The following is a 12,970-nucleotide window of genomic DNA, read 5'->3' as shown; positions in this document are numbered from 1 at the left end:
GCGACCCTTGGCCATCTGCGATGGCGCCAGGTCTCACACGACGAAAAGGCCGCGGTGACGCGGCCTTTTCCAGATAGTCACGAACGGCCCGGCCCAAAAGCCGGTGCCGACTCAGATCGCCTGATAGATCGGGAAACGGTCCGTCAGCGCGACGACGCGTTCCTTCACCGAGGCCTCGATCTCGGCATTGCCGTCTTCCGAATTGGCCTTGCGAAGACCGTCGAGCACTTCGAGGATCAGCTTGCCGACCTCGCGGAACTCGGCGGTGCCGAAGCCGCGGCTGGTCGCCGCCGGGGTGCCGAGGCGGATGCCCGAGGTCACCATCGGCTTCTGCGGGTCGTTCGGCACGCCGTTCTTGTTGCAGGTGATGTTCGCCCGGCCGAGCGCCTTCTCGGAGTCCTTGCCGGTGAGGTTCATCGGGCGCAGGTCGACCAGCATCAGATGGGTGTCGGTGCCGCCCGAGACGATGTCGAGGCCGCCCTCGCGCAGCGTCTCGGCCAGCACCTTGGCATTCTCGCAGACCGCCGCGATGTAGGACTTGTAGCCCGGCTGCAGCGCCTCGCCGAAGGCCACCGCCTTGCCGGCGATGACATGCATCAGCGGTCCGCCCTGCAGCCCCGGGAAGATCGCCGAATTGATCTTCTTGGCGATGTCCTCGTCATTGGTGAGAACGATGCCGCCGCGCGGACCGCGCAGGGTCTTGTGGGTCGTCGAGGTGGCGACATGGGCGTGCGGGAACGGGTTCGGATGATGGCCCGCCGCAACCAGACCGGCGAAATGCGCCATGTCGACCCACAGATACGCCCCGACCTTGTCGGCGATCGCCCGGAAGCGCGCGAAGTCGATGTGGCGGGAATAGGCCGAGCCGCCGGCGACGATCACTTCCGGCTTGTGGTCGACGGCGAGGCGCTCGACCTGATCGTAGTCGATGAGGCCGGTCGAGGTGTCGAGCCCGTACTGGACCGCGTTGAACCAGCGGCCGGACAGGTTCGGCTTGGCGCCATGGGTCAGGTGTCCGCCGGCGTCGAGGCTCATGCCGAGCAGCGTCGCGCCGGGCTTCGACAGCGCCAGCAGCACCGCTTGGTTGGCCTGACTGCCGGAATTGGCCTGGACATTGGCATATTCGCAGCCGAACAGCTGCTTCACCCGCTCGATCGCCAGTTCCTCGACGAGGTCGACATACTGGCAGCCGCCATAGTAGCGCCGGCCCGGATAGCCCTCGGCATATTTGTTGGTGAGGACGGAGCCCTGCGCCTCCATGACGGCGCGCGAGACGATGTTCTCCGAGGCGATGAGCTCGATCTCGTGGCGCTGGCGGCCGAGCTCCTTCTCCATGGCGGAGAAGACGTCCGGGTCGCTTTCGGAAATGGGGGTCGTGAAGAAACCGGAGAAATCGGTCTTCGGATCGGCGCTCTGGGCCTGGCTCATGCTGTCACTCTCCCTGTGGCGAATGGCGCTCTCTGTGGCGATCGGCGCCCTGCGGCGGGGCCTGGCCTCAGCGGACGAGGATCGCTGCGCGGGCCCGCCCGGAGCAGGCGACTTAGCACAGCCCCGGATCATCTCCAAGCAGCCTCGCGCCGGCAGTCGCCGGCCTTGCCGGCCTCCGCCACCAAGGTGCCGCGGCATGGCGGCGCAGCGTCCGCGCCGAGGGGACGCCGGACATCGGAGGGCCGGGCATCAGGCGGCCCGGCATCCGGCGGATGCGCAACGCGCCGACGGGCGGTCATGCCGCGCCGGCGAGTTCCTTGTCGACCAGCGCCATCGCCCGGCCGCAGGCCTGGTCCATGTTGTAGTAGGCGTAGTCGCCGAGCCGGCCGGCGAACCAGACCTTGCCCCGCAGCTTGCCGGCGGCCTCCACATAGGGCTTCAGCATCGCTGCGCTCTGCGGCGTCGGCACCGGGTAGAACGGCTCGTTGCGCCCCCGGGCATAGGCTTCGGGAAACTCCTTGACGAGGACGCTGCGGCTCGTCTGCCCGGTGATGTGGGAGAGGTCGGTGATCCGCGTGTAGCCGTCCGCCCCCGGATAGCTGATCGTCCCCACCGGCTGAGCCCTTTCCGCGGCGGCGAAGCTCAGGTCGAAGCGGACGCTGCGATAAGGCAGTTCGCCGTGGCGATGGTCGAAATAGGCGTCGATCGGTCCTGTATAGACGATCCTCGCCGACGGATGGCTGGCGCGCGCGTCGGCAAATTCGGTGCCGAGCGCGACCTCGATCTTGGGATGGGCGAGCATCCGCTCGAACAAGGCGGCATATCCGTCGACCGGCATCGCCTGGTGGCGGCTCTGGAAGTATCGGTCGTCATGGCTGATCGACACCGGCAGGCGCGCCAGCACGGACGGGCTCAGCTCTTCCGGCTCGAGGTCCCATTGCTTGCGGACATAGTTGAGATAGACGTTCTCATGGAGGAACCGCGCGAACTCGGCGATCGCCGGCGTCGGGCTCTCGAGCAGCTTGCCTATCGTCACCCGCGTCCCGGAGCCGTGGTCGGCGACGAGAGCCGCCGAGATCTTGTCGGCGGCAGGGCCGGGGAAGACCCGCTGCAGCGAATCGAGGTTGAACGGCAGCGTGACCAGCTGGTCGCCGATCGCCACCATGGTGCGGTGGACATAGGGCCGCCACTCGGTGAACTGCGAGAGATACTCCCAGATCCGATCGCTGCCCGTATGGAAGATATGCGGGCCGTATTTGTGGATGACGTTGCCGTCCGCATCGGTGAAATCATAGGCGTTGCCGCCCAGATGGTCGCGGCGATCGACGATGAGGACCCTCTGATCCAGCGTCCGGGCGATCCGCTCGGCGACGACGGCCCCGGTGAAGCCGGCGCCGGCCACGAGCCAGCGAACGGCGCCGCTCAAGGCATGCCCCCGATACAACCTTTGCGATATCCGCTCCATGGCTCGGTCAAACGGCAGCCCCTGATACTCGCAACATCGGCCGTCGCCGTCTGCTCTTGCCCGGAAGAGCGCACGCTACGGTGACACGATAGTCTTCTACGAGATGTTTCCCAAGGGCAACCAGAAAATGCGGGGAACAGACGATTTCGGACGTGACCGGCGCGTCGCTGCGTGACGCCCGTCGTCTTCCAGCGACGAACGTCGTCCCAGCCATCCGACGCAAGGGCGGGATACGAAAACAGCGACGGCCGGATCGCCATCCGGCTGCCGCTGCTCGTTTCCGGTCATGCCGCCGGGGAGAGGATCGCGCATGACGACCCGCGACCCGCCCGGCGCTCAGCCGCGGGGTCAGTCGACCCGGTAGAGCGGCACCGGCGGCCCGCCGTTGCCCGGGCCGCGCGTGTCGGAACCACGGCGGGGGCCGCGATCATGGTCGCCCCGGCCGCCCCGGCCGCCACGGTCGCCACGGTCGCCACGGTCGAAGTCGGCCCGATCCGGTCCGCGATCGCGGTCGAAGCCCGGACGGCCGTCGCGGTCGCCCCGGCCGCCCCGCCCGCCACGGTCGAAGTCGGCCCGATCGGGTCCGCGATCGCGGTCGAAGCCCGGACGGCCGTCGCGGTCGCCCCATCCGCCCCGGTCGCCCCGACCGCCATAGTCCCGCCGGTCGTCGTCGCGGCCGCGGCGGTGGTCGCCGCGATCCCGGTCACGGCCGCCGTCCCGGTCCCGGTCGCGGTAATCGCCGCGATCGTGATCCCGCCCGCGGTCGCCGCGATGGCCGCGGTCGCGGTCGCGATGCCCGCGGAACCGGTCCCGGTCGCCGTAGAAGTTGCGGCTGCGATAGTGGTCGCCCCAGTAGCTGTCGACCGAGAAGGTGATCACCGGCGACGAATAGGGGTCGAAGTCCTGCCGGCCGGAATAGTTGCCGCCAGTGAGCGCGATGTAGTTCGACGAGATCCAGCCGCGCTGGCCGCGAAAGCGCACGTCGCACCAGGAGCGGGTCTGCAGGCAGCCGAAGACCCGGAGGCGTTCGCCGGCGACCAGGACGTCGACGACCGGATATTCGGTCGAGGGTCCGGCGCGCAGGTTGACGTCGGTGGTCGCCACCGCCCGTTCCGAGGCGTTGGCCGTGCCCGCGGGGGCCGCGACGGCGCCCGCCAGCACGGCCGCTGCGAGAAGCGTCTTCATCATGATGGGTGTTCCTCCTGCCGAAAATTCCTGGCCGGGGGATCCCGACCTTTTCGACCTGAGGAAAACACAGTGCGCCCGAACAGTTCCGTAACGGCGCCTTCATCCGCCATTCATGTTGAACGGAAACTGAAGCGTCCGGCCGCTGCCGACGCCTGCGATCGACCATCCTGCCCGGCCCGTCACGCCCGGCCCGGCCCGCCCCGTCCGGGACGCGACGCCTCTCGCCGGGACCCTCGCTCTCAGAGCCGCGATTCGATGGCGTCCCAGATCATCGCCGCGATGTCGTTGCCGCCGAAGCGCGCCACCTCGCGGATGCCGGTGGGCGACGTCACGTTGATCTCGGTGAGCAGCCCGCCGATCACGTCGATGCCGACGAAGAGGAGGTTGCGCTCGCGCAGCGCCGGGCCGATCCGCGCGCAGATCTCGCGCTCGCGCTCGGTCAGCTCGGTGGCGGTGGCAACCCCGCCCACATGCATGTTGGAGCGCGCGTCGGTCTCCGCCGGAACCCGGTTGATCGCGCCGGCGACCTCGCCGTCGACGAGGATGATCCGCTTGTCGCCCTGGCGCACGTCCTTGAGGTAGCGCTGCACGATGAACGGCTCGCGGAACAGCAGGCCGAAGGTTTCCATGAAGGAGGTGATGTTGCGGTCCTCCCGGGTGATGTGGAACACCCCCGCCCCGCCATTGCCGTAGAGCGGCTTCATCACGATCTCGCCGAACTCCCTGCGGAACTCGGCCACCTCGAGCGGATCCTTGGTGATCAGCGTCTCCGGCATCAGGTCCGGGAAATCGGTGACGAAGATCTTCTCCGGCGCATTGCGCACCTCGGCCGGATCATTGACCACCAGGGTCTTCGGCTGCACCCGCTCCAGGATGTGGGTCGAGGTGATGTAGGCCATGTCGAAGGGCGGATCCTGGCGCAGGAGCACGACGTCGCTGTCGCCGAGATCGCGCTTTTCCAGCGGGCCGAGGGTGAAGTGGTTGCCTTCCTCCTCGCGCAGTTCCATCACCTCGCCGCGCACCGTCACCTTGCCGTCCCGCAGCGACAGCCGCTCCGGCGTGTAGTGGAACAGGCTGTGCCCGCGCCGCTGCGCCTCGAGGCAGATGGCGAAGGTCGAATCGCCCTTGATCGAGATCGACGAGACATGGTCCATCTGGACCGCGACATCGAGTGCCATGGCGGCATCCCCGCTAACAATGATCGTTGCCGCAGGTGGTAGCGCCGGGCCGCGGCGCTGGCAATGGCATCGCCGGTGACGGCGCGGTCACCCTTCGGCGCGTCCGGGGACGCTCCGGCGAGGCCGGCATCTGCCGCGGCGACGGGCATCGACCGTCGCTGCGAGCGGCAGCTGCGCCCGCCGCGCCGGGATGATCGCCATGCTTCACCCCGCCCGCGGGCCGCCCCAGCCGACCTGCCACCCGTCTGCCGCCACTGTCTCGCCGCCGGTTGCAGCAGCTTGCCGGAGCGGGATTGGCGTCCCTCAAGGCCCGGTCAAGCATAGGCACGTTTCTTGCAAGCCACTCCTGCATGCCGGCGAGACGCGCCTCCTGCGGCTCGTCGGCATGCCACCCGAGCGACACCCCACCATCGAGGCACCCCGCGTGGAACATTACGACTTCATCGTCATCGGCAGCGGTCCCTCCGGCCGGCGCGCGGCGATCCAGGCCGCCAAGCTCGGCCACAGAGTCCTCGTCGTGGAGCGCGGCCGCAAGGTCGGCGGCGTCTCGGTCCACACCGGGACGATCCCCTCGAAGACCCTGCGCGAGACGGTCCTCAACCTTTCCGGCTGGCGCGAGCGGGGCTTCTACGGCCGCGCCTACCGGGTGAAGCAGGACATCACCGCGGCCGACCTGCGCGACCGCCTGCACCTGACCCTCGGCCACGAGGTCGAGGTGCTGGAGCACCAGTTCGCCCGCAACCGCGTCGCCACCCTGCGCGGCGAGGCCCGCTTCGTCGATGCCCATTCGATCGAGGTGCATGGCGACGAGGGCGAAAGCCATCGCTTCACCGCCGACAACTTCCTCATCGCCGTCGGCACCAAGCCGTTCCGGCCGGACTACATCCCCTTCGACGGCAAGACCGTCCTCGACTCGGACGAGATCATCGAGCTCGCCGCCCTGCCCCGCTCCATGGCGATCATCGGCGCCGGCGTCATCGGCGTCGAATATGCGACGATCTTCAACGCCCTCGACGTCAAGGTCACGCTGATCGAGCCGCGCGACACCATGCTCGACTTCATCGACAGGGAGCTGCTCGAGGACTTCACCTACCAGCTGCGCGACAGCGGCATGGCCCTGCGCTTCGGCCACAAGGTCGAGGCGGTGCGAAAGCTCGCCGACGGCTTCTGCGAGATCGTCCTCGAGGGCGGCCGCCACGTGCGCAGCCAGATGGTCCTCTTCGCCGCCGGCCGGATGGGCTCGACCACGGCGCTCAACCTTGAGGCCTGCGGGCTCACCACCGACCATCGCGGCCGGCTCAAGGTCGATCCGAAGACGCTGCAGACCGAGGTCCCGCACATCTACGCCGCCGGCGACGTCATCGGCTTTCCGAGCCTTGCCTCCACCTCGATGGAACAGGGCCGCGTCGCCGCCTGCCACGCCTTCGGCTTTTCCGCCGTCGAGCCGCCGGAATATTTTCCCTACGGCATCTATTCGGTGCCGGAAATGTCCATGGTCGGCATGACCGAGAAGGAGGTCACCGAGCGCGGCATCCCCTACGAGATCGGCGTCGCCCGCTTCCGCGAGACCTCCCGCGGCCACATCATGGGCCTCGACAAGGGCATGCTGAAGATGATCTTCAGCCTCAAGACCCGGCGCCTCCTCGGCTGCCACATCGTCGGCGAGGGCGCCACCGAGCTGATCCACATCGGCCAGGCGGTCCTCAACCTGAAGGGCACCCTCGACTACTTCGTCGAGAACACCTTCAATTATCCCACCTTGGCCGAGGCCTACAAGGTCGCCGCCCTCGACGCCTACAACCGCATGGGCGGCGCCGACGTGGCGCCGCACATTTCCGGCGACGCGTAGGGAGCGGCGGAGCTGGTGGAAACGACCGGATGAAGCCGCGCACCGGTGCCGCTGCAAGTCGAACCGCGGCAGCGCAAAGCAGCAGCGGTCGGACCAGCGGTTCTGGCCTTGCCTTCCATGTCAGGCCTGCGAGATGACGGCCTGGATGCGCACGCGCGCGCCCTCCGGCGGATAGTTCACCTCCACGGTGCCGCCGAGTTGTCCGCCCAGCACCCGCTCGAGCAAGGTCGAGCCGAAGCCGCGTCGGGCCGGGGGCGTGACGGGAGGACCGTTGCTCTCGACCCATTCCAGATGGAGCATGGTGCTGCTCTCCGTCCGCTCCGTCTTCCAGCCGACGGTCAGGCGCCCGTCCGGGACCGACAGCGCGCCGTATTTCACGGCGTTCGTGGTCAGTTCGTGCACGGCCATGGCGAGCGGGACGGCGACATCGACGGGGAGATGGAAGATCGCGCCATCGAGCGTCAGCCGCTTGCCGTCATCATAGGGTTCCAGTTCCGCGCGGATGATCTTCTGGAGATCGGCTCCGGCCCATTCGTTGTCGGTCAGGAGCGTATGGCTGCGGGCGAGCGAGGAGATCCGGCCGGTCATCCCCTGTCGGAACGCTTCCATGCTGTCCGACGTACGCAGGGTGAAGTTCATGACGGACTGGACCGTGGTCAGCGTATTCTTCACCCGGTGATGCAGCTCGCCGATCAGCAGCGCCTGGCGCTCCTTCGCCGCCTTCTCGCGTGAGATGTCGCGCACCTCGATGATGGTCCCGACCGTCTTGGCGTCCTCGTCCCGGATCGGGCTCGCGGTGAAGGCGATCGGGTAGAAGCTGCCGTCCTTGTGGACGAACACCTCCTCCCCCTGTTCCTTGTTGTTCCTGGGAAAGGCGCGGTCGATGGCGCATTCCTCGATCGGGAAGGGACGACCGTCGGGATAGGTGTGGTGCACGACATCGTGCAGCGGCCGCCCTTGCGTTTCCGCCAGCGTATAGCCGGTCAGCACCTCGGCGGCCGGGTTCATGTAGATGCAGTGCTGCTGCTCGTCCATGACGAACACGGCAACCGAAGCATTGTCGAGCACCGCGTTGAGCCGCTGCGTCGTGGCGCGCAGGCGCTCCTCCGTCTGCTTGTTGTGGCTGATATCGAGCACGAACTCGAAGCCCGTGCCGTCGGGCAGCAGCTTGGCGGCGAACAGCGCCCACCACCTTGAGCCGTCCTTGCGGATGTACTGCTTCTCGTAGGGTGTGGTGTGGCCCTTCTCCTTCAGCTCGGCGAAGGCATGCTCGGAATCGTCCATCCACTCGGCAGGGGTCAGGCGCTGCCAGGTCAGGCGTCCCGCCTCGAGGTCCTCCCGGCTGTAGCCGCCCATTCGCAGGAACGCGTCATTGGCGTCGATGAGCATCCCGTCCATGTCGAAATAGATCGCGCCGACCGTCCCGATCTCCAGCGCGGTGCGAAACCGTGCCTCGCTGAGCCGCAGCGCCTCTTCGGCACGAGCCCGCTCGACGGCGGCCCAGGTGCGCTCCGCCACCTCCCGCACGAGCGCGACGTCCGCCTCGCTCCAGCGACGCGGTTCGGCCGAATGCACGAACAGGAGCGCAATCAGCCGTCCGGCCTTGATCAGCGGCACCGCGAGTTGCCCGCGGACACCGAGTGCGTGATGCGCTTGGGCGGAAGGTTTGCCGGCGGTGCGGGCGTCGGCATCGAAATCCTCGATGGCGACCAGTTGGCCCGTCCGGTAGGCGTCAGCGATCTCCGGGCCGTAGCTTTCGAGATTGTGACGGCCCTCGACCGAGTCCACCCCCTCCGCCCGCCAGTCCCCCTCGACATGAAGGTGGACACCGTCCTCCTCCATTTCCGAATAGCCGACGCGCATGGCCCCGAGGTGCCGACCCAAGAGCTCGGCCGCGGCCGTCATGACCGCGCGCGGAGCGGCGATCTCGCGCAAACGGTCGCTGAGATCGAGCAGGAACTGGGGTGCCACCTGCGGATTCAAGCGACGGACCGTTCGGCTTGGGAACAACGCGTCTGCCGCTCCACCTCGTACCATGCGACGAAGCATGCACCGGCGCGTGGAAGCTCGTCGGCGCGCAGCGCGCGGCCGGGCTCGGCCACCAGAGGCGATGGCGCGGGCCTCTTCGCGATGGCATCCGGCCGTGCATCTGGATAGGATCGCCGCGGTGCTAGCAGTGTAGCATTGTCGTCCATTCACTCGTCCCGTAATGAGGTTGACAATGCGACCTTAGCAGCACGAAAACTGACACTGAAGCAGGAATTCTGAATCTTGCCCGCACGGTTCATCAATCCGGATTGTGAACTTGAGTTCGAAACGGCGAGGGTCCGATCGCCGGATCGTCCGCTGCGCCAGCTGTCGGGGCTGAGCATCGAGCATGTGCGGCTCCCGGACGAACGGTTCGAATACAAGGTCGTGGGCAACAGCCATTACCTCGCCCTGCACGACATCGAGTTGCAGGACGGTGAGGTCGAGCTCTCCGACGGCCCGCGCTCTCACCGCCGCTCCCTCGGCCACCGGCTGACCTTCGTCCCGGCCGGATGCCAGGTCGCCGGCTGGTCCGTGCCGAAGATCCGCAGCAACAGTTTCACGGCGCTGTATTTCGATGCGACGACGCTGGTCGAGGAGTTTCGCACCGGCTTCACCGTCAACAGTCCGCCGCCCTTCCTCTATGCCCTCGACCTGTCGCTTCGCGTGACACTCGAAAAGCTGGCCAACGCCATCACCGTCGGCTCGGGTGCCGCCTATCTGGAATCCTTGTGCCTCGTGGCGGTCGGCGAACTGCTGCAGATGCACGCTGTGCGTTCGGGCCCGCGCCTGAGCGAAGCTGAGCTGGACCGGCTCCTGGATTTCATCGAGGCGCATCTGGAAGACGATCTCTCCGTCGAGGACCTCGCGAAGGTGCTGGGACTGAGCCGGTTCCATTTTTCGAGACTTTTCAAGACGACGACCTCCCAGTCCCCCTATCAGTTCCTCCTGGAACGGAGAATCCTGCGGTCGAGGGATCTGCTGCGCTCAACGAACCTCTCCGTCGCGGACATCGCATCAAGATGCGGGTTCCGCAGCGTGCCGCAGTTCGAGGAGGCGTTCCGACGCGCCATGGGGGCTCGCCCCATCCGATACCGGGCTGATCTGGGATAGCGCGTCGAGCGCCGTTCGGCGCGCCACCGGCACAGGCGGGTTGCCGCGAACAGACCGGCACCGTGAATCTCCTGGCGGTGGCTCGCCGAGGTCGACCACACAGGCGGCCAGGCTCATCCGGGACGCCGTCTCGATCTTGCATCCTCCAACGATCCTTGTATGATCGCATCCATGGAAGATGACCACGCCGTTGCCGCCCTTGCCGCCCTCGCCCATGCCGACCGCCTGCGCGCCTTCCGCCTGCTCGTCAAGGCCGGACCGAACGGGCTGCCGTCGGGCGAGATCGCCGAGCGGCTGTCGATCATGCCGACGCGCATGAGCTTTCACCTGGCCGGGCTCGACCGCTCCGGCCTCGTGCATTCCTGGCGCGACGGCCGGATGGTGCGCTACGCGGTGCGCTTCGAGGCGATGCGGGCTCTCCTCGCCTTCCTGGCCGAGGACTGCTGCGACGGTCATCCCGAGATCTGCGGCGTCGGTGCATCCGCGTCCTGCGACGAAGGATGTGCGGACGGCGAGAAGGCAGCGAAGCGGCGCCAGACCGTCAGCTGATACCCGTGGCCCGGGAGGCAGCCTCCCGGCGCACTGGTATCGAGCCTTGGCGGCGCTTGAACGGGTACCCCTTGGCACCGGTCGAGGATCGGGGCCGACGGTATGAAATGTCGTTCCAAAGGGAGGAAGAAATGACCGACGAAATCTACAACGTCCTGTTCCTGTGCACCGGCAACTCGGCCCGCTCGATCATCGCCGAGAGCATCATGAATCGCGACTTCTCCACCCGCTTCCGTGCCTATTCGGCCGGCAGCCAGCCCCGCGGCGAGGTCCACCCGCTGACGACCGACCTCCTGCGCCGGCTGAACTTTCGGGTCGAGGGGCTGCGGTCGAAATCCTGGGAAGAGTTTGCCGCCGGCCGCGAGGGCGCGCCGAAGCTGCATTTCGTCTTCACGGTCTGCGACGACGCGGCCGGCGAGGCCTGCCCGGTCTGGCCGGGCCAGCCGATGAGCGCCCATTGGGGCGTCCCCGATCCCGCCAGCGCGGAAGGCGGACCGGCGGAGCGTGCCCTCGCCTTCGCCGAGACGTTCCGGCAGCTGAACAACCGCATCTCGATCTTCGCCAGCCTGCCGATCGCCAGCCTCGACAGGATCAGCCTGAAGCGTCATCTGGATTCGATCGGCACCACCATCGCCGCCCCGGAGAACAAGGTCGCGTGAGCATCGATACCGATCCCGGTCTTGGTCGACGCCGTCCGGGGCGAGGCTTCTCGGCGGTTCCCCGTCACGCACGCCAGAACACTTGGCGTGCGGCTGGTGGCCATCATATTTGGCTGGCTACCTGAACCCGGAACGCGGCCGACCGCCCGTTCCGCAGCCCTCCGCATGGCGGCACCACCGCCGATCGACCGAGAGAGACCGAGCTCCCATGACCGTCACGATCTACCACAACCCGCAATGCGGCACGTCCCGCAACACGCTGGCGATGATCCGCCAGTCCGGCGAGGAGCCGGAGGTGATCGAATATCTGAAGACGCCGCCGAGCCGCGAGACGCTGATCGAACTGCTCGACATGATGGGCATGAAGCCCCGGGATCTCTTGCGCGAGAAGGGCACGCCCTATCATGAGCTCGGCCTCGACGACGAGAAGCTCTCCGACGAGGAGCTGCTGCAGGCGATGATGGAGAATCCGATCCTGATCAACCGGCCGATCGTCGTGACCGACAAGGGCGTCCGGCTCTGCCGTCCCTCGGAAAAGGTGCTGGAGATCCTTCCCAATCCCGACATCGGCGCCTTCACCAAGGAAGACGGCGAAGTCGTCCCGGCCCGCAACTGACGGGCCGGCCCATGGCTCTCGGCCCGGCCGTTCCGGCCGGGCCGCCTCCCTTTCCGGAATGGACGATCGCTTGCCCGACATGCCTCTTCCCGACCTTCCCAATCTCGTCGCCGGCGCGCTTCTGCCCGTCGACCCGGCGCTCTACGCGGCGCCGGGCGATCCCGGCCATGCGCCCCGCATCCTCACCCTCTACGGCTCGCTGCGCGAGCGCTCCTATTCCCGCTTCGTCGCCGAGGAAGCCGGACGCCTCCTGACCTTTCTCGGCTGCGAGGCGAAGACCTTCGACCCGCGCGGCCTGCCGCTTCCCGACGCCGCCGAGCCGGACCATCCGAAGGTCGCCGAGCTGCGCGGTCTCGCCCAGTGGTCCGAGGGGATGGTCTGGGTCAGTCCCGAGCGCCACGGCGCGATGACGGGGATCATGAAGGCGCAGATCGACTGGATCCCGCTGTCGCAGGGCGCCGTCCGCCCCACCCAGGGCAAGACGCTGGCGGTGATGCAGGTCTCCGGCGGCTCCCAGAGCTTCAACGCCGTCAACCAGCTGCGCATCCTCGGCCGCTGGATGCGGATGGTGACGATCCCCAACCAGTCCTCGGTGCCCAAGGCCTTCAACGAATTCGACGAGGCCGGCCGGATGAAGCCCTCGGCGCTCTACGAGCGCATCGTCGACGTCTGCGAGGAACTGACGAAGTTCACCTACATGACCCGCGGGCGCTCCGGCGCCCTCACCGACCGCTACTCGGAGCGCGTCGAGACCGCCGAGGCGCTGTCCGCCCGCGTCAACCAGCGCAGCATCTGACGGCCGTCCGGTCGGCCGGATCCGGCGGCCGATCCAGCCCGTTCGGCGCCGGCTCCGGCTTGATGTCCGACGTCCCGAAGGGAGCCGCCGGACATCGCACG

The 12,970-nt window shown here is 67.6% G+C and carries 11 protein-coding genes; 6 read left to right on the top strand and 5 right to left on the bottom strand.

The genetic code is table 11. The features are described 5' to 3' along the window. Positions 1 to 111 precede the first annotated feature (111 nt). From glyA to gshB, 4 genes are all read right to left on the bottom strand, one after another. Positions 112 to 1,428, bottom strand: a complete 1,317-nt coding sequence (gene glyA / locus ATO4_RS03985; RefSeq protein ID WP_083590101.1) for a serine hydroxymethyltransferase — start codon at positions 1,426 to 1,428, stop codon at positions 112 to 114. A 295-nt stretch (positions 1,429 to 1,723) separates the two neighbouring features. After that, positions 1,724 to 2,854, bottom strand: a complete 1,131-nt coding sequence (glf, locus tag ATO4_RS03980) for a UDP-galactopyranose mutase (RefSeq protein WP_210191013.1) — start codon at positions 2,852 to 2,854, stop codon at positions 1,724 to 1,726. A 387-nt stretch (positions 2,855 to 3,241) separates the two neighbouring features. Continuing rightward, positions 3,242 to 4,081, bottom strand: coding sequence for an SH3 domain-containing protein (locus ATO4_RS03975; RefSeq protein ID WP_245308550.1), 840 nt, complete (start codon positions 4,079 to 4,081; stop codon positions 3,242 to 3,244). A 239-nt stretch (positions 4,082 to 4,320) separates the two neighbouring features. Next, positions 4,321 to 5,259 (bottom strand): glutathione synthase, encoded by a 939-nt coding sequence (gene gshB / locus ATO4_RS03970; RefSeq protein ID WP_083590099.1) that lies wholly within the window; start codon positions 5,257 to 5,259, stop codon positions 4,321 to 4,323. Between the two features lie 424 nt (positions 5,260 to 5,683). Between gshB and sthA the strand changes: the two genes are divergently transcribed. Beyond that, positions 5,684 to 7,108, top strand: coding sequence for a Si-specific NAD(P)(+) transhydrogenase (sthA, locus tag ATO4_RS03965; RefSeq protein ID WP_139802232.1), 1,425 nt, complete (start codon positions 5,684 to 5,686; stop codon positions 7,106 to 7,108). 120 nt (positions 7,109 to 7,228) lie between these two features. On the opposite strand, the gene ATO4_RS03960 is transcribed toward sthA, so the two are convergent. Further along, on the bottom strand, positions 7,229 to 9,079 hold the full coding sequence (locus ATO4_RS03960) for a PAS domain S-box protein (RefSeq protein WP_176222850.1): 1,851 nt from the start codon (positions 9,077 to 9,079) through the stop codon (positions 7,229 to 7,231). Between the two features lie 300 nt (positions 9,080 to 9,379). Between ATO4_RS03960 and ATO4_RS03955 the strand changes: the two genes are divergently transcribed. The 5 genes from ATO4_RS03955 to arsH all read left to right on the top strand — a co-directional run bounded on the left by ATO4_RS03955 (position 9,380) and on the right by arsH (position 12,869). Beyond that, positions 9,380 to 10,249, top strand: coding sequence for an AraC family transcriptional regulator (locus ATO4_RS03955; protein ID WP_083590096.1), 870 nt, complete (start codon positions 9,380 to 9,382; stop codon positions 10,247 to 10,249). A gap of 171 nt (positions 10,250 to 10,420) precedes the next feature. Continuing rightward, complete coding sequence (locus tag ATO4_RS03950; RefSeq protein ID WP_083590196.1) at positions 10,421 to 10,798, top strand: helix-turn-helix transcriptional regulator; 378 nt, start codon at positions 10,421 to 10,423, stop codon at positions 10,796 to 10,798. A gap of 131 nt (positions 10,799 to 10,929) precedes the next feature. Further along, a complete protein-coding gene (locus tag ATO4_RS03945) occupies positions 10,930 to 11,457 on the top strand; it encodes an arsenate reductase ArsC (protein WP_083590095.1) in 528 nt (175 codons plus the stop codon). A 208-nt stretch (positions 11,458 to 11,665) separates the two neighbouring features. Continuing rightward, positions 11,666 to 12,073 carry an arsenate reductase (glutaredoxin) gene (arsC, locus tag ATO4_RS03940; RefSeq protein WP_083590094.1) on the top strand — a complete coding sequence of 136 codons (408 nt, stop codon included), beginning with the start codon at positions 11,666 to 11,668 and terminating at the stop codon, positions 12,071 to 12,073. Positions 12,074 to 12,152: 79 nt separating this feature from the next. Beyond that, positions 12,153 to 12,869, top strand: coding sequence for an arsenical resistance protein ArsH (gene arsH / locus ATO4_RS03935; RefSeq protein ID WP_083590093.1), 717 nt, complete (start codon positions 12,153 to 12,155; stop codon positions 12,867 to 12,869). Positions 12,870 to 12,970 lie beyond the last annotated feature (101 nt).

It is taken from the genome of Aurantimonas sp. 22II-16-19i (assembly GCF_002088275.1).
Taxonomy (GTDB): domain Bacteria; phylum Pseudomonadota; class Alphaproteobacteria; order Rhizobiales; family Rhizobiaceae; genus Jiella.
This window is presented reverse-complemented; position numbering and strand designations above follow the sequence as displayed.

Excerpts from the sequence above, each read along its gene's own strand:
- glyA (WP_083590101.1), bottom strand. The coding sequence starts at position 1,428 with ATGAGCCAGGCCCAGAGCGCCGATCCGAAGACCGATTTCTCCGGTTTC.
- ATO4_RS03975 (WP_245308550.1), bottom strand. The coding sequence starts at position 4,081 with ATGATGAAGACGCTTCTCGCAGCGGCCGTGCTGGCGGGCGCCGTCGCG.
- gshB (WP_083590099.1), bottom strand. The coding sequence starts at position 5,259 with ATGGCACTCGATGTCGCGGTCCAGATGGACCATGTCTCGTCGATCTCG.
- ATO4_RS03950 (WP_083590196.1), top strand. The coding sequence starts at position 10,421 with ATGGAAGATGACCACGCCGTTGCCGCCCTTGCCGCCCTCGCCCATGCC.
- ATO4_RS03945 (WP_083590095.1), top strand. The coding sequence starts at position 10,930 with ATGACCGACGAAATCTACAACGTCCTGTTCCTGTGCACCGGCAACTCG.
- arsC (WP_083590094.1), top strand. The coding sequence starts at position 11,666 with ATGACCGTCACGATCTACCACAACCCGCAATGCGGCACGTCCCGCAAC.
- arsH (WP_083590093.1), top strand. The coding sequence starts at position 12,153 with ATGCCTCTTCCCGACCTTCCCAATCTCGTCGCCGGCGCGCTTCTGCCC.